13 protein-coding genes and 1 pseudogene are annotated in these 15461 nt (G+C 68.9%); all 14 read right to left on the reverse strand.

The window, feature by feature from the left end; all coding sequences use genetic code 11:
* Positions 1 to 8: 8 nt before the first annotated feature.
* Positions 9 to 914, reverse strand: coding sequence for a hypothetical protein (locus E8A74_RS07380; protein WP_136928210.1), 906 nt, complete (start codon positions 912 to 914; stop codon positions 9 to 11).
* Positions 911 to 2023 (reverse strand): TonB-dependent receptor, encoded by a 1113-nt coding sequence (locus E8A74_RS54625; RefSeq protein WP_232379423.1) that lies wholly within the window; start codon positions 2021 to 2023, stop codon positions 911 to 913. The genes E8A74_RS07380 and E8A74_RS54625 overlap by 4 nt, the downstream gene beginning before the upstream one ends.
* A 541-nt stretch (positions 2024 to 2564) precedes the next feature.
* Positions 2565 to 2948, reverse strand: a pseudogene (locus E8A74_RS55960) (TonB-dependent receptor plug domain-containing protein); the annotation flags it as partial.
* A gap of 17 nt (positions 2949 to 2965) precedes the next feature.
* Positions 2966 to 3850: a hypothetical protein gene (locus E8A74_RS07390; protein WP_136928212.1), complete on the reverse strand. Its 885-nt coding sequence runs from the start codon at positions 3848 to 3850 to the stop codon at positions 2966 to 2968.
* Positions 3847 to 5166: a hypothetical protein gene (locus tag E8A74_RS07395; RefSeq protein WP_136928213.1), complete on the reverse strand. Its 1320-nt coding sequence runs from the start codon at positions 5164 to 5166 to the stop codon at positions 3847 to 3849. Before E8A74_RS07395 ends, E8A74_RS07390 begins: the two co-directional genes overlap by 4 nt.
* The gene (locus tag E8A74_RS07400) at positions 5141 to 5422 is read right to left on the reverse strand and encodes a hypothetical protein (protein WP_136928214.1); all 282 of its coding nucleotides are present in this window, start codon (positions 5420 to 5422) and stop codon (positions 5141 to 5143) included. The genes E8A74_RS07395 and E8A74_RS07400 overlap by 26 nt, the downstream gene beginning before the upstream one ends.
* Positions 5419 to 6021 (reverse strand): hypothetical protein, encoded by a 603-nt coding sequence (locus E8A74_RS07405; protein ID WP_136928215.1) that lies wholly within the window; start codon positions 6019 to 6021, stop codon positions 5419 to 5421. The genes E8A74_RS07400 and E8A74_RS07405 overlap by 4 nt, the downstream gene beginning before the upstream one ends.
* Positions 5976 to 6617, reverse strand: a complete 642-nt coding sequence (locus E8A74_RS07410; RefSeq protein ID WP_136928216.1) for a hypothetical protein — start codon at positions 6615 to 6617, stop codon at positions 5976 to 5978. The genes E8A74_RS07405 and E8A74_RS07410 overlap by 46 nt, the downstream gene beginning before the upstream one ends.
* Positions 6614 to 7501, reverse strand: a complete 888-nt coding sequence (locus tag E8A74_RS07415; protein ID WP_232379424.1) for a helix-turn-helix transcriptional regulator — start codon at positions 7499 to 7501, stop codon at positions 6614 to 6616. Before E8A74_RS07415 ends, E8A74_RS07410 begins: the two co-directional genes overlap by 4 nt.
* A 191-nt stretch (positions 7502 to 7692) precedes the next feature.
* Positions 7693 to 12285: a hypothetical protein gene (locus E8A74_RS51990; protein WP_170228931.1), complete on the reverse strand. Its 4593-nt coding sequence runs from the start codon at positions 12283 to 12285 to the stop codon at positions 7693 to 7695.
* A gap of 136 nt (positions 12286 to 12421) precedes the next feature.
* Positions 12422 to 13213 (reverse strand): hypothetical protein, encoded by a 792-nt coding sequence (locus E8A74_RS07425; protein WP_136928218.1) that lies wholly within the window; start codon positions 13211 to 13213, stop codon positions 12422 to 12424.
* Between the two features lie 2 nt (positions 13214 to 13215).
* The gene (locus tag E8A74_RS07430) at positions 13216 to 13983 is read right to left on the reverse strand and encodes a hypothetical protein (RefSeq protein ID WP_136928219.1); all 768 of its coding nucleotides are present in this window, start codon (positions 13981 to 13983) and stop codon (positions 13216 to 13218) included.
* Complete coding sequence (locus E8A74_RS07435; RefSeq protein ID WP_136928220.1) at positions 13980 to 14723, reverse strand: ABC transporter ATP-binding protein; 744 nt, start codon at positions 14721 to 14723, stop codon at positions 13980 to 13982. Before E8A74_RS07435 ends, E8A74_RS07430 begins: the two co-directional genes overlap by 4 nt.
* The gene (locus E8A74_RS07440; protein ID WP_136928221.1) at positions 14720 to 15391 is read right to left on the reverse strand and encodes a TetR/AcrR family transcriptional regulator; all 672 of its coding nucleotides are present in this window, start codon (positions 15389 to 15391) and stop codon (positions 14720 to 14722) included. The genes E8A74_RS07435 and E8A74_RS07440 overlap by 4 nt, the downstream gene beginning before the upstream one ends.
* Positions 15392 to 15461: the final 70 nt, after the last annotated feature.

The following is a 15461-nucleotide window of genomic DNA, read 5'->3' on the forward strand; positions in this document are numbered from 1 at the left end:
CGCCCGCCCTAAAGCGGAGATTTCACGTCGAGGGGATACCTCGCGAAATCGGTCCCGCCGCGCCCATCCCGCAAAACGAGCCACAAGAACACCCGTGAAGCCTCGTCGGGCGCGCTCCAGCCGTTCGACACCGTCGTCGCCAGGTCCTCGCTCGACCGCCCGGTCACGTCGCTCTCGAAAGCCCCAGCGGTCGTATACCAGGAGACCCGCAACGCCTTGCGCTGGTCCACGAGCGCTTGCTTTCTCGGATCGAAGGCAGGGTAGACCTCGGCGTCGTCGGCGCTCCAGCCAACCTCGAATCGCACGTCTCCACCCGCGGGCAAGGCGTCAAGCGACGTGGGCGCGCCATTCACGAACGCACGCAGCGGAGCGAGCTTCGGGTTTCGATTGGGCGCGCGCCGCTCCGCGTACTCCACCGCAACGCCGAGGGGCACATTCGGCAAGTTGCACGTGATCCGCTCCAGGACAAACGCGGTCCGCTCCAGGGCCTCCACGCAAACTGGCTGGTAAAATCCACCCGTCGCGTCGGGATCCCGCGGGCGGAAATCACCGGGAGGCGTCTCGGGACCGAAGAGCGAACAGGTATCGGTCGGCGTCGCCGCCGTCACGCTCACGGAAGCGCCCACGATGGGCCGCACGGCGTCTCCGAGACACGCGGTGCTGACCGAGCCGTTTTCCGTGAGCGGCTTGGGCGCTGCGCAAAAGGCCCAGCGCACAACGGCGCCCTGGAGATCGCCGTCCGGCGTCACCACGAGCGCCTCGTATAGGACGGGCGCGCCTGGCTTCGATTCGGGCGGCTCGCTGCGCACGGCGAGGATCCGCGGACCCGTCACGAGCGACTCCCGCTCGGCCTCGGCAGGGAGGCACCCCGCGACGACGAGGCACACCGTTCCCCACGAGACGCGTCGCTTCACAGTTCGACCCTCGCCCCCAGAATGGCCAGCACCGGCAACCCCGAGATGAAACTCTTGCGGCTGAAATCGTAGTTGTAAATGATCTCCTCGGGGTTGTCCTGGTTCGTCACGTTGGTGACGTCGAGGGAAAGGACAACGGACGCGCGGCGCACGGAAATCGCCTTCTGCACGCGGAGGTCGAGGGCCTGGAAGCTCGGGAGCCGTGTCCCATTCTGCGTGCCGAAGATCGGCTGAAAACGGCCGGCCGTCGTATCATGAAAAGAATCCACAACAGGAGTGCGCGGCACGCCCGTTGCGTGACGGAACCGAACGCCGAAATTCCATTCACGCCATTCGTAGCCGGCCGTCGCCGTGAGCACGTGCGACTGATCGTGATCAAAAAGCCGAAACGACGTATCCCCCGCATAACGCCTTTCACTGCGGCTCGCGGTGTAGGCGATCCAGCCGTAGAATCCATTGCGGAGCTGCCTTCGCGCGAGGACCTGCACGCCGAAGCTCTCGCCCTCGCCGTCCTGCGTGAGCGCGGCCGCGAGATGCGGCGTGGGGAGCCGGCTGCGGACCACGAGGTCGTCGAGCGACACGAAAAAGCCGGTCACCTCGACGTCGAAGCCCGCGGGCAAGCGCACGGACGCGCCTGCACTCGCGTGCGCCGCGCGGGAGAGCACGAGGGTTGGCGCACCGAACACCGGCCCGAGGTCCTCCGCCGACGGCGGTTGGTGGTAGAGGCCGCCGCTCGCGGAGATCGTCACATGCTCCACGGGGGACACGCTCACCGAGAGCCGCGGATCCAGCGCCGGCAGGAGCCGGGACGAGCCAATGCCGGGAGTTTGTCCCACGCGCGGCGTGCTGCGGGATCCCTTTACCAGAAACAAATCGGCGCGTAGCCCCGGCGTGACGAGGAAGGGCCCGAGCCGCAGCTCCGCAACGAGAAAGGGGCCGACGTCGACAATGTTCGTACTCCAATCGTCCGCATTGACGTCGCTCCCGGGCGGCTGGCCAAAGACGTAAAGATCCCCTTCCCTCGGAGGCAACGTGAGCGAGCCCTGGCGGAGCAGGCTCGCGCGGGACGCGAGGGCGTCCACGCCGGCCGTCACAGCAACGTTGCGCATGATCGGCGCGCGATACGAGGCTCGCAGCCCATACCGCCACGTAAGCGTGTCCCGCGCCTGCGGCACCCCGCCGAACGAGGCATCTCGCCGATCCCGATCCCGCCCGAAAAAACGGGACGATGACGACGTTCGCGCCGTCGGGCAGGGCGCGCGTGTAACGCAGATAAAATCGTTGAAACGAGTTCTCGGTCGATTCGACACGCGTGTTCGCGGGGTCGGATGACGGCTGCGTGCGCGTGAGCGCGTCCCCCGCGCCGAGGAGCACGGCCGAGATCTCCTCGTCCTCCCGGAGCGCGAGGGAGGCCTTGAGCTGATAATCGTGATACCGAGGAATGGGCACGATGTCGAGGACGCTCGGCGGGGCCACGGCGGAGACGAGCCTATCGAAATGGCTCGCGCGGGCCGCGGCCGCGACGCGCACGCGATCCCCCACGGCGGCGCTCACCATGCCCGCGGCGTCGAGAAAATCTGCGCCGATCGAACCGTGTATGCCCTCCGCCGGGAGATCTCGCGTGGTCACGCGGACGAGGCCGCCGAGCGCGCGGCCATATTCGGCGCCATACGCGCCGGGCGTGAGGTCAATCGCCTGCACGAGGCCCGAGGGGAGCACGCCGCGAAGGCCATTTCCGTGATAAAGCGCCGGAATCTCGACGCCGTCCACGGTGACGCGGCTGTCGCCCGGCGCGGCGCCCCAGAGGACGAGCCCTCCCCCGAAAAACCCGCCCCGCGCGACGCCGGGCAAGCTCTCCACGATTCGAAGCGCATCGTCCCGGGTCCCCGCCACGCGCCGAGCCTCATCGGCGTGGACGGTCGCGCGCCCTGGATCACGTTTGCGTGGCGCCGCACGAACGGTGACCTCCGCAGGCTGTGGTTCGTCGGAATGGGCCATCCCGGAAAACGAGCACGCGGCCAGCACCGCGGCCATACACGCCGCGTGGCTTCTCACGGAAGATCGAACTCCACCGCGAGGACGCCGGCGCCCCTGTCGTGCGGCGTGGCCTCGTCCGTGGGTCCGCTCTGTCCCGCAGACCGCGCCAAGGAGACGCCACTCCGGAACACGTCCACCGACCAGTTCGCGAAGCTCTCGCCGCAGAGGGAAAACGTATCGACGCGGACGATGTAATGCCCGATCGGCGGGTCGTTCTTCCAGACGACGTTTTCCATGCGCCTGCCGTCGATGACGCACCCCGCATTGGAGTCGAAATCGAGGAGCGCGCCGGACTGCCACGCCGTGGGATCCACCGGTTGCCCGGGCGGCGGAGGCTCGTACGAATTGATGTTGCGCTTGTAGATCTCGACGCCGCGCGGATCGACGACGTGCAGGTCGAGGTCGGCCTCGCGATCCCACCGGAGCGAGACGACGAGGTTTCCCTCGGGCGCGGTGAGGGCCGTGGCTTCGAGCGCGTGACGACTCGTGAGGCCGAAGTGGCCCTCCGCATCGACGGCGCGCACGAGGAGCTCGTACGACCCACGCATGTCGGGCGAAAACGAGAGCGAGACGTCGAACGTGGGGAATGCCGGCGATTGTACGTCAGGCAGGCCCGCGGGGACGATCCAGTATCCTGCATCCCCCGAGAGGCCGAGCGCGACCGCCGTCGCCTCCGGCGCCAGGGACCCCCGCAATGGTTTGTCGATCTGCCCTGTCCGCACGCGATTCGTGCCGAGGTTCACGGCGACGACGCCGGGCCCGCCATTCTCCTGCGGCATCGGCCCCTCCACATAGGAGCCGGGCGCGACACGCATGTCCGCAAAGAGCCCCGGATCCGACGATACGCCGCCGCAGCCGACGAGCCGCCCAAAGATGAGCACGAGCGCGGGTCGCCTCAAAACGACACCTCCCCGCGGATCGCAAACGAATCGTCCCCGAGCGTGGTCGGCAGACCACCCGCCGTGCGGCCGAGCGCGTTGTTCCGGTGATCGTATTCGAGGACGACGCGCAAGGCGGGAAAGGAGTTGTCGCGGGCAAACGTCCACGTGGGAGGCGTGTACCGGAGCGCAGCGGCGATGGAGACGGTGGAGTACGTGCTGTCGCGGGGCACGAGGTCCTTGCCGCGTTGCTCGCTCGCGTCCTGGTCGGGATTGTACCGATCGTACCGCACGCCGATCATCACATATCGGCCGAGCTCCTGGGTGATTCCGACATGAAAGCCGAGTTCGCGGAGATCACGGCCTGCGCCGATCGGATCGGCAGGTTCGACGCCACGATCGAGGTTTTGCGCGCGCACGATTTCTCCGAAGAGGCACGCTTCTCCGACGACGGGCAGCTTCGCCGTGACGCGCAGGTCGGCGCCGAGCGCGAAGCGGTCGAAGTTCTCGGAGGGCGTGGCCGCGGTGCCCGGAATCACGCGGATCTCGGTCCCCTCCACGAGGCCATTTTCGTTCTCATCGCGCCACACGAGGACGTCTTTCGTGCTCGGCGTGCCCCGGTGTAGGCCCGTGCCGGAGAGCGCGGAAAACCCACCCTGTACGCGCAGCCTCGCGAGCGGCCTCGTATCGACGCCGATGCGGGCGAGGACGTCCTTGCCTCCGTTCGGATCCCGCGCCGGGAAAAACACCTGCCCGACCGGCTCGCCGTTCATGAGGGCCACGGCATACCGAAAGACACGATAACCGCCGGAAAGGCGCAAACCCAGGTCGTAGTTGCCCGGAAACAGCGCGCGGCTCGTCGTGGTGCGTTCGAGGAAGAGGCGGCTCCGCTCGCGCTCGGGTCCTTCGACGCCAAAAGGAATTTTGAAGAGGCCGAGCGTGGCCATGACATAGGGTGGCGCCTCGGCATTCGCGCCTTGCCAGCGCGCCGAGACCTCGGCCTCGATGACACGCGCGGCGGGCCCCTCCACGGTGTTCGCATCGAGCTCGAGCGCGCCGCTCACGATGTGCGCGCTCACCTCGGCGCGGAGGCGCGCCCGCGTGATCGTGAATCGATCCTCGTTGAGCGGCGCGCCGGTCGCCGGGTTGATTTCGTCCTGCGACGATTGCCGATACGCCACGGCGTCGGCCTGCACGTAGCCCGAGAGGCGCAGGCGCACGGGGGGCTCTGGCTTGGTCTCGGCCCGCGCCGACCCGATCGCGCTCGCGACGAGCAGGCTCGCGAGCGCGATGAGCCGCCGAAATGCCCGGTCAGGGCAGCGGCGGGAGCGAGCCATCGGCATTCAAGAGGGGCAGGTTCACGACCTTGTCGACCTTCTCCGCTTCGGTGCAGGCGTTGATGATTTCCACGTGGCTCGTGGGCTCGGAGAAACATTCGGGCCCGCCCCCGCCGCTCCCACCGGCCCCGCCACCGCCGCCCGCGCCGCTGCTCGACGAGTTACCCGAGGGGTTTGCCGGCGGATTCTCCTCGCCGCACGCGCTCGTGAGCAGGACGAGGACGAAAAGACCCTTGAGGACGTATTGTGTGTTCATTTCGCCTCGCAGAAGCCGTGCCGGCACTTGCCACCGCCACATTCGCCATCCCCGCCGCACGTCTTGCACGTCGCGCTGGGTTGTCCCACGCGGCTCTCGAAGAAGCAGCCACACGGCTCGGGTGCGCTATAGAGCGAAAGGTCACCGCCCTCGAAGGACCGCGTGACCGCCATCGCGCAGTCGGGGACGAGGCCCTTCGAGATCACGACGTCGAGCGGGTCGAACTCCGGCGCAGGCGCGACGGTCTTCGAGAGGACCATGTCGACGAGGTACCGAACGCGGGGATTCGTCACGGTCCCCTGCGCGTCGACCGGCGCGAGATACACCGTGGGGGACCAGATCGTGTAATGGCCGTCCCGCACATTGCGTTTGTCGAAGGACGTCGCCGTGGAGTCGGGATAGTAGGCGTGTTTCTGCTTGAACGCCTGGAACGCGAGCGCTGCGACCTTGTCCCGGTTGCCGTCGTAAATCTCGGCGCCGAGGATGCCGATCGTCTTCTCGGGGCTCGGCGAGGTGGCGACGCCGTTCAGGACCTCGGACGATTTGTCGAGCATCACCCCTTTCCATTTCGCGCCCGGCACGCCGATGGCCGCGGCCATCGTGAGCAGCGTGCTTTTCGTCGTCGTGCGGATGAAAAAAGCGATTCGTCCGTCCAGGGCTCGACCTTTCCCTGCGCGCCGAAGCCGAAGACGAAATACGCCTCCTCCGCCGTGATCGCGCGCTGCGAGTTCGCCTCCGGGACGATGAAGACATACGGCTGCACGGGCCCCTGGAAAAGGCCGATCCCGACGGGCGGCGGCGAGGGATCACAGGAGCTCACGAAGAGCGCCGAGATGGCGAGGTCGAGGGGGACGCCGTTCGGATCGATCGTGCACTGGGGCGCGGGCTTGCTCGGATCCCACGTCGGGTCCTCGGCGGCCGAGGGAATGTAGCGCGGGTTCGTCGTGAGCTTCGTGCCCTGGTACATCGCTTCGATGTTCGTGCACGAGCCGCTCGTCTGGTAGATGAGCGTCATCGGGCTCGCCTGCGAGGCGCGGAGCTTCTGGCCAAGCGCCTTGAGGAGCGGCTCCTGCGTGTCCCCGCTCTGGATGTAGACAGGGTTTGGCAGGGCGCTGCAATCCAGGGCGAGCGCCGCGCGTGGGAAAAGGAGCGCTGCGAGCGCCCCCAGCATCATGGTTTGTCGGATCAATCTCAAGGGATGCTCCTTCCAAACTGCATCTGACCGGCGCTCGTCGCGTCGTACCCCGCGTGGTGAGCGAGCCGGGCGCGGTATTTCCCGCTCTGGACGAGCTCGCAGAGCGCGAGGACGCGGGGGTCGCCAAGGTGCTCGGCGCGAAACACGAGGCCGTACGCCTCGGCCACGACGGGCGTGAACCCGAGCCCCGCGTGCGCGGCCCATGCGCGCGACGCGAGCGCGATCTCAGCGTCCCCACGCGCGACGGCCATGACCGCGTCCCTGTGGGAGCGATATTCCTTGGCGTGCGCATAGGCGCGGTCGGGCTCGACCCCCTCGCGGGACAAAGCCTCGTCGATATGGTGGCGAATACCCGCGGTCCGCGGCCGCGACGCGAGCCTGCGCCCCGCGATGCTGGAGAGCCTGCGCAGCCGCAGGCCCTTGCGATGCGCGAGCCCGAGCTCACGGACGGCGAGGTGGAGCCATGCGAGCCTCTCGCCCCCGAGCGACGCCGGAACATGGTCGCCGTGGCAGCCCGCGCCAAGCACGGCGCCACGCTCCAGCCCGACGAGGCCGGTCGCATGATCGGCGAGGACGAAGCCCACGAGCGGGGCGGAGCGATCACGGCCCTCGTCGAACAAGGCCTCGATCGCGAGATCCCCGTTCGCCGCGAGCAGGGGCGGAGGGGAGGTCGCGGGCGCCTCCACCGGCGCGGCGGCAGGTGCGCCCCGGCTCCATGCGAGCACATCGGCCTCGTCGTAACGCCACTCGTCGCCGACGCGGCGCGCGGGAAGCCCCCGTTTGAGAAGCCGGTAGACGTGTTTCGGATGCACGCGGAGCAGCGCCGCGACCTCGTGGGTCGTGAGCAAGGTCGCGGGCCGTCGGGGAGGTGCGTCGTTACCCAAGGTGGTCGAATGTTACCTAATGTTACCCGTGGAGGACAAAAGATCGCGACGATCGGGTCGGGCACGACCTCGGGATCCGTTTCGGGTGGAGGGATGCCGCGCCCGGTCAGGGCGCGGCAGGGAGGGAAAACGAGAGGGAGAGAATCAGGCCGAACGACGGCGACGGCGCAGCCCGAAGGCCGCCACGACAATCAGGGCGCCCATGCCGCCGGCCGTGGACGATTCCGACGCGGTCCGGCAGCCGCAGCTGCCGCCGTCGGTCGTTTGTCCGCCGCCCGCGCCGCCATTGCCACCCGCGCCACCCGCGCCACCGGCGCCGCCCGCGCCGCCATTGCCGCCGTTGCCGCCTGCGCCGCCTGCGCCGCCGCTGCCGCCTGCGCCGCCCGCGCCCATGGAGGGCACGCACCACTGCATGGCCGTATCACACTCGTACTCCGGGGCGCACATGCTGTCGTCCGTGCAGCTCGTCGCGCACTTCGTCCCATCGCACGCATACCCGGGCACGCACGACGTCTCCGTACCAGCGGCGCATGTGCCATTGCCGTCGCACGTGGACGGGTTCGTCTGCGAGGTGCCCGTGCACTTGCCCGGCGCGCACTCCGTGCCGGACGCGTAGACCGCGCACGCGCCATTGCCGTTGCACTGGCCATTCTGGCCGCAGGTCGAGGGCACCTGGGCCGCGCACTCATTGTCCGGATCCGTGCCGTTTTTGATCGAGCCACACGTGCCGTCCGCGCCCTGGCCCTTCTTCGCCGTCGAGCAAGCCATGCAGCCGCCGTTGCACGCCGCGTCGCAGCAGACGCCGTCGACGCAGAAGCCCGAGCCGCACTCCGAGGCATTCGCGCAAGGCGTGCCCGGCGAGCCCGCGGCTTGCAAGCGCCCGCCGTGCAGACATTGCCCGGCAAGCATTCGTTGCTGTTCGTGCAGGGGTTCTTGCACGTGCCGGCCGAGCAGACGTACGGCGCGCAGTCCTGCCCCATCGCGTCGTTCACGCACTGGCCCGTCCCATTGCAGATCTGGCCCGTGACCACGCTGCCCTGGCAGGTGCTCACCCCGCAGGAGGTGCCCTGCGGGTGGAGCTGGCAGGCGCCCGTGCCATTGCAAACGCCGGTTTGTCCGCAGCTCGAAGCCGCCTGCGTCGCGCACTCGTTGTCCGGATCGACGCCGACAGCGATCGGCCCGCACACGCCGTCCATGCCGTTGCCCTTCTTCGCCACGGTGCACGCATGGCAAACGCCGCCGCACGCCGTGTTGCAGCAGACGCCGTCGACGCAGCTCCCCGACTGGCAATCGGAGCTCGCCGTGCACGACTCGCCGTTGCCGAGCAGGCCCACGCACGCGCCGTTGACGCACGAGAAGCCGGATGCGCAATCCGCGCCCGTCGTGCACGACGACTTGCACATGTTCGCCCCGCACGCGTACGGCGCGCAGTTCGTGGGCATGCCGCTCGCCGCGCACGTCCCGGCGCCGTCGCAGGTCTGCGGCTGAAGCGCGCCGCCATTGCAGGTCGCGCCGCAGCTCGTGCCCGAAGCGTAGAGCTTGCACGCGGCCGCGCCGTTGCAGCTCCCGGTCGTGCCGCATGAGATCGCGCCCTGGTCGGTGCACTCGTTGTCCGGATCGGTGTCGACCTTGATCGGCCCGCAGACGCCGTCGGTGCCCGCGCCCTTCTTCGCCGCGGAGCACGCCTGGCACGCGCTCGTGCAGGCCGCGTCGCAGCAGACGCCGTCCACGCAGAAGCCGCTCACGCATTGCCCGCCGACCGAGCACGCCACGCCGTTCGCGCCCGGGGAGGCGTCCGAGAGGATCCGCGCGCGGGCCCGCTCCGAGCCGTACGGCTGCTGCTGATCGAACCGGTAGTACGCTGCGAGGACCTCCTGCGACTTGCCCGCCGCGAGCTGCGGCCGGAGCTCGAGCTGGAGCGCGTCGTTCGCCACGACGAACCCGCTCGAATCCTTGTTCGTGCCGGTGCTCGAGATGCGCGCGCCGTAGACGTCTTGATAGTTCACGGTCGTACGATCGTCTTGCCAAACGACCCAGTACTGCGTACCGTCCCAGGCTGTGGCGGGGAAGTTCTGGGTGTTCGACGCGCTGCTCACGTTGATGCCGACGACGTCGAGCACCGTGCCCGCGGCGTTGACGCGGGCGCCGCGCACGTCGGAGGCGTCGTTCCAGGCGACAAACCAGTCCACCCCGTTCGACGCGACCGAGGCGTTCGTCTCCGCCGCGCCCACGACGGCCGACACGGGGATCGCGAGCGCGCCCGCGTCGAGGACCGCGCCGGCCGGCGTCACGCGCGAGGCGAAGATGTCGTTCGCGTTCGTCGGCTTGGTCCAAGCGACGAGGTAGTTCGTGCCGTTGTACGCGACCGCGGGCAACGAGCCGCCGCCGGTCGAGAGCTTGATGCCCGCGGGATCGAGCACGTTCGACGACGGCGCGACGCGCGCGGCAAAGATCTCCGCGCTCGTGGCGTCGCGCCACGTGACGAGCCAGTTTGTCCCGTCCGCGGCGACGGCGGGGTTCGTCTGGTGGCCGGCCGCCGTGTTCACCGGGATGCCGCCGGCGTCGAGCACGGCGCCGGTGCTGGAGACGCGCGCGGCAAAAATGTCGTCGTTGCTGCTGCCATTACGCCGATCCTGCCAGGCGACGAGCCAGTCGACGCCGTTCGCCGCGACCACAGGCACGTACTGCGAGTTCGTCCCTTCCGAGATCGCGAAGCCCGCGGCATCGAGCACGGCGCCCGTGCTGGAGAGGCGCGCGCCCCAGATGTCGTTCGTGGATCCCGGGCGCGCGTCCTCCCAGACGACGAGCCAGTTCGTCCCGTTGAAGGCGGCGCGCGGAGAACGCTCGTCGTTCGCCGCGCGGGAGAGCAACGTGCTCGTGGCGTCGATCTTGACGAGCGCGTTCGACAAGCGGAGCCCGTAGATGTCGGCCAGGTTGTTCCCTGCGACGCCGCGCGTGTCGCTGAATGCCGTATAGAAGTTCGTCCCGTCGTGCGCCGCGCCGACGGAGCTGCGGGTGCCCATCTCGCTCGTCAGCGGCGTGGCCGAGACGAGCACCGCGCCGCCCGAGCTCACGCGAGCGCCATAGGCCTGATTCGAATCGTCCCAGAACACGCCGTAGCCGTTGCCCGCAAAGGTGACGGTGACCTGCACGGGGTCGGACGAAGTGACGCCGTTTCCGATGGTGAAGCCGTTCCCCGCGTCCATGGGCGCGCCGGCCGACGAGATGCGCTGGCCGTAGATGCTGTTCGCGTTGTTGTAGTTGTCCCACGCGAGCAGCCAGTTCACCCCGTCCGACGCGATCCCGAGCTGCGAGTAGGGACAAATTGCCGAGCCGCTGCAGGCGACGATGTCACTCGCGTCGAGCACGGTGCCGGCCGGAGATACGCGTCGCGCGGCGACGCGGTAATAGGTCGACCCCGTATAGGTGTTGAACGCGACGAGGTAGTTCGTGCCGTTCCAGGAGACCGCCGTGTCGTTCGGAGCGTACGACGGCTGCGCGATGGCCACCGTCGATGCGTTCACCGTGCCGTTCGTCCCCACAAAATTGCCCCGAATCTGGTTCGAGAGCGTGTGCACGACGAAGTAGTTCGTGCCGCCGAATGCGATCGACGGGTGGCTCTTGCCGCCGCCGGTCGTGACCGCGATCCCGTTCGGATCCTGCAAGACGCCGGCCGCGGTGACGCGGGCGGCGTAGATGTCGTCGGCGCTGTTCCGGCTGTCGACCCAGACGACCACCCAGTCCGTGCCGTTGGTCGCCACGGCCGGCTGCGATTGGTTGGCCTTCGCGACCGCGATCGGGATGCCCGACGTATCGAGCACGGTGCCGGCCTGAGACACGCGCACGCCGTACACGTCCGCCGTGCTCTGATAACGCTCGTCCGTCCAGACGACGAGGAAGGTCCCGCCCGCGAACGAGACCACGGTATCGTACTGCGTTCGGTTCGCCGCCGCATACGCAGGCGTGTCGATCGCGATCTCGGGACCGATCACGGGATCGAGCACCGCCGGATACGCGCTCGCGTCGAGCACCGACGCAGGCACGCGCAGCACGATGCGCCCGTCCACGAAATCCGCGTCGACGTGCGTGCGCACGCCGTTCGCGTCGACCCACGTGGCCACGCCGTATCGCACGCCGAGCCCCGTCGCAGGATCCGCGAAGTGCAAGCCGCCCTCGGTCTCGCCGAGGAACGACTCGCCCGTCACCACGATCTTGACCTCGAGATCCCCCTCGCCCGTCGGGCGCTCGGCGAATTCGAAGCTCTGCTCGACGCCCTCCGCATCGTTCTCGAGGTGCTCGACCACGGCGCCGCGCTGGATGCCGAGGCTCGCGTCGGGCCGGACCGCGGCCTTTCCGGAGCGTCCCTCCGCAATCGATCTTCCGCCGCGGGTGATGCTCTCGAGCGACGCGACGAACGGCGCCGTCGTGCCCTCCTCCGGCGGGGCGAGGTCGCTCTCACTCGGCCACACCGTGAGCGCCTCGGGGCTCGCCTTGACGGCGTACGTCGCGTGTCCCGCCGAGAATACGCCGCCCTCGGCGCGATACCCGAAGTGCGTCCGCCGCATGACCGTGTCGAGGTCGATCGCCTCGGTCGGGTTTGTCGCGGCTGCGGCCGGCGCCGTCGCGCCCGCGTTCTCCTGCGTGCCCGCGTTGCCCGCGTTGCTCGCTTCGCTGCTACACCCTGCGAGCGCGGCGAGGATCAGGCCGTGACAAAACCAGCCGATCGTCGCGCCGCGGAGCCTTTGGCGCGCGGCGCGCGTGAATGGAACGGATCGAGATTGCATGTCTCCCACCAGGTGAATGCTCGCCCCGCAATACGTTGCCGCGGCTCGAACAAGCCGGGACCGTCAGGGGCGGCCGCATCGGCCAGCACCGGACGGCGCACGTCAAGGCCGCGGAAAGGCATTCTGTGGCGTCACGTCACCGGGTGTCGGTCCGTTCGAGCACGTGTCCTGCGATCCGCACGAAGAGCGCGCAAAACGGGGCCACCAGTATGAGCCCCAAAGGTCCGACCCACGCAGCCGCGGCGTCGTGCCAGACGAGGCTCGGCAACGTGATCGCGGATCGCAGGATCGCGCTGCCCTCGTAGACGTCGGGCCGATAAATCATCACAGCCGTGGGCATGAGAGGCAGAAGCCAGACGAGGGACCCAACGAGAAGCGCGTGGAAGGCATCGCGCATGCGCACGAGGAGCGGCAAGAGCAGCGCGAGGAGGAGCAGCGCGAACGCGGTGAGGAAAAGCCCTCCGCCGAGCGCGCCGGCGGCGCTGACCATGTCGCCCGGCGCGAGGTGCGGGAGGATCGAGAGCCCCGTGGCGATCGCGACGGCCGCGCCGGTCAGCGCTGCGGCGCCGAGAATGGGCCCTACGCGGGCGGCGAGGAGCACGCGGGCGTGGATCGGCTTGGCGAGCAGGACTTCGAGCTGTCCCTCTTCCCGCGCCGTGACGATGGCGCCGAGCAGGCCCGCGAGCCCCACGAAGTAGGGCGCGAAATAGGCGGCCATCAGGTCGTTGATGAGCAGGACCGACGCGAGGCCCCGGAGGTCGAAGGCCTGTTCGAGGAAGTGAAGCGCGCGCGCGGGGAAACGCACGAGAAGGGCGTGGGTCCCGAGCACGCCGAGGCCGCCGACGAGCGCCGCCACGATCGGCGCGCGGCGCGGCGCGTGCCGTGCTTCGAGGAGAAAATAATCTCGGAGCGAAGCGGTCTCGGTCATGGTCAAGCCTCCATTCGGCGCACGCCGGCGGCGCCGATCGCGATCGCGGCGAGCGAGAGGAGCGAGAGCGCGAGCATCGGCGGCGCGAGGTCCTTCGGGCCGAGGTGATCGAGGTTTCCGAGGGCGAGCGCGCCGAGCGACATCGGGTTCACGAGCGTCAGGTTCCGCCACGCGGGCTGGTAAAACCCAATGAGCGACAAACCGAGGAGCAGGCCGAGCACGGCGAGCCCGATCAACGCGGAGGCTCCGCGGTGCTTGACCCAGCCGGCGATCGCCGCGGAAAAGCAGGTCGCGAAGATCGCCGCGAAGAGGTGCGGGGTCATCGCGGCGAGGAAGGCCAAGGGCCGGAAGCCCGGCACACGCGCGGTGAAGTACACGAGGCCGAGGAGCTGCGCGCCCACGTGGAGCGTGGCCATGACGGCGCACGCGCTGACGGCGCGAAGCGCGAAATACCGCGGCATCGAGAGGGGTTTGGCCGCGAGGATCGAGAGCACGCCGACGTCACGCTCGCGCAGGACGATCCCGCTCGCGAGGACGACCGGGAGAAACGCGACCATCTTGTTCATCGCGAGGTCGATCCACACGTACATGAAAAGCACGAACGGGCCGCCGTGGCCGAACCACGCGGCGATCGCTTCCTGCACGTGCGCGGGCGGGCGCGCGAGCATGACCGGAATGGAGAGCACCGCGTAGAGGAGCATGGCCCCGCAGAGCCACGTCTTGCGCTCGCGCAGCGTCGCGAGATAGTCGAGCCACTGGAGCCGGATCATGCCGCCTCCTTGCGCACGAGCGCGAGGTAGAGGTCATCCATCGTGCGCGCGCCGTGCTGCGCTTTGAGATGATCGACGTCACCGAATGCGACGAGCCGTGCGCGATGCAGGACCGCGACACGCCGGCAAAGCGCCTCGACGTCGGAGAGGATGTGCGACGAAAAGACGACGGTGACGCCCTTGTCGCGTGCGAGCTCGCGGAGCAGCTCGAGCAGCTCGTGGCGGCCGAGCGGATCGAGGCCCGAGGTCGGCTCGTCGAGCAAGAGCACGCGCGGCTCGTTGAGGAGTGCCTGCGCGAGCCCCACTTTTTGCGTCATGCCCGTGGAAAAACCGCGCAACGCTCGATCCGCGGCGTGCACGAGGTCGAAGCGCCGGAGGAGCGCCTCGGTCCGCGCCGCGACGACGTCGCGCGGGAGGCCAAACATGGCGCCGACGTAATGCAAGAACTGGCGGGGCGTCATGTCCGGCGGCAACGTGTAATGGGCCGGCAAATACCCGGCGGTGCGGCGAATCTCGATCGTCTCGCGCCCGACCTCGCGGCCGAGCACACGCGCCGTGCCGGAGGTGAGCGGCGTCAAGCCGAGGAGCATGCGCAGCGTCGTCGTTTTGCCCGCGCCGTTGTGGCCCATGAAGCCGAAGACCTCGCCGGACTCGACCGCGAACGTGACCCCGTCGACGGCCGTGACCTCTCCAAATCGCTTCGTCAGGCCCTCGACCTCGATTGCATGCGTGGTGGTCATCGCTTGGATCTCCTCTGGGGTGTGGGCCCGGCGCGTTTCGCGGGCGGCGGGCTCTTCGGCGCGGCGAGCCCCGCGCGGAAGACGTCGAGGATCGCGTCGAGCGCGCGTTCGATCGAAAAGATGCCGAGCTCGGCGATCATGCCGAGGTGCTGCGGCGCGAAGCGCAGGACCCCGATCACGATCGGCACCGCGTCGCGATCGATGTCGGCGCGGATCTCGCCGCGCGCGATTCCCTCGTCGACCCAGCCGCGGATCATGGCGACCTGCGCCTTGCCTTCCTCGACCTTTTGCGAATCGGAGGTGAGCCCGAGCGCGCGGAGGTCCGGGTCCTCGTGGAGCAGCTTGCCGAACATCGGGTCCGCGAGGAGCTGGCGATACGCGAAGCGCAGCGTGGCCACGAGGCGCTCGAGCGGTGACGCGATCGACATGACCTCCTCGGCATAACGAGCGCCGATCACCGCGAACGACTGCTCGACGACCTCGCGCAGGAGCGACTCCTTGTCGGCGAACTCGAGGTAAAGCGCGCCTTTCGCGCAGCCCGCCTCGGCCGCGACCGCGTCGAGGTTCGTCCCCTTGAAGCCATGCTGGGTGAAGTGCCGCCGTGCAGCTTCGAGGATGCGCTGGCGCCGCGCAGGATCGCGTGGCTTCTGGCTACGTCGTGCGACCATCACGACCAATGTGACTCATCTGGTCGTTCGAGTCAACTTCGAGCATGCGAGAGCGAGCCCGCGGGGTTCG

The organism is Polyangium fumosum (assembly GCF_005144585.1).
GTDB lineage: Bacteria > Myxococcota_A > Polyangia > Polyangiales > Polyangiaceae > Polyangium > Polyangium fumosum.

Bases quoted from the DNA above. Each gene is read 5' to 3' on its own strand.
- E8A74_RS54625 (WP_232379423.1), bottom strand. From the start codon at position 2,023: ATGCGCAACGTTGCTGTGACGGCCGGCGTGGACGCCCTCGCGTCCCGC.
- E8A74_RS51990 (WP_170228931.1), bottom strand. From the start codon at position 12,285: ATGCAATCTCGATCCGTTCCATTCACGCGCGCCGCGCGCCAAAGGCTC.
- E8A74_RS07405 (WP_136928215.1), bottom strand. From the start codon at position 6,021: ATGGCCGCGGCCATCGGCGTGCCGGGCGCGAAATGGAAAGGGGTGATG.
- E8A74_RS07435 (WP_136928220.1), bottom strand. From the start codon at position 14,723: ATGACCACCACGCATGCAATCGAGGTCGAGGGCCTGACGAAGCGATTT.
- E8A74_RS07440 (WP_136928221.1), bottom strand. From the start codon at position 15,391: ATGGTCGCACGACGTAGCCAGAAGCCACGCGATCCTGCGCGGCGCCAG.
- E8A74_RS07425 (WP_136928218.1), bottom strand. From the start codon at position 13,213: ATGACCGAGACCGCTTCGCTCCGAGATTATTTTCTCCTCGAAGCACGG.
- E8A74_RS07395 (WP_136928213.1), bottom strand. From the start codon at position 5,166: ATGGCTCGCTCCCGCCGCTGCCCTGACCGGGCATTTCGGCGGCTCATC.
- E8A74_RS07430 (WP_136928219.1), bottom strand. From the start codon at position 13,983: ATGATCCGGCTCCAGTGGCTCGACTATCTCGCGACGCTGCGCGAGCGC.
- E8A74_RS07400 (WP_136928214.1), bottom strand. From the start codon at position 5,422: ATGAACACACAATACGTCCTCAAGGGTCTTTTCGTCCTCGTCCTGCTC.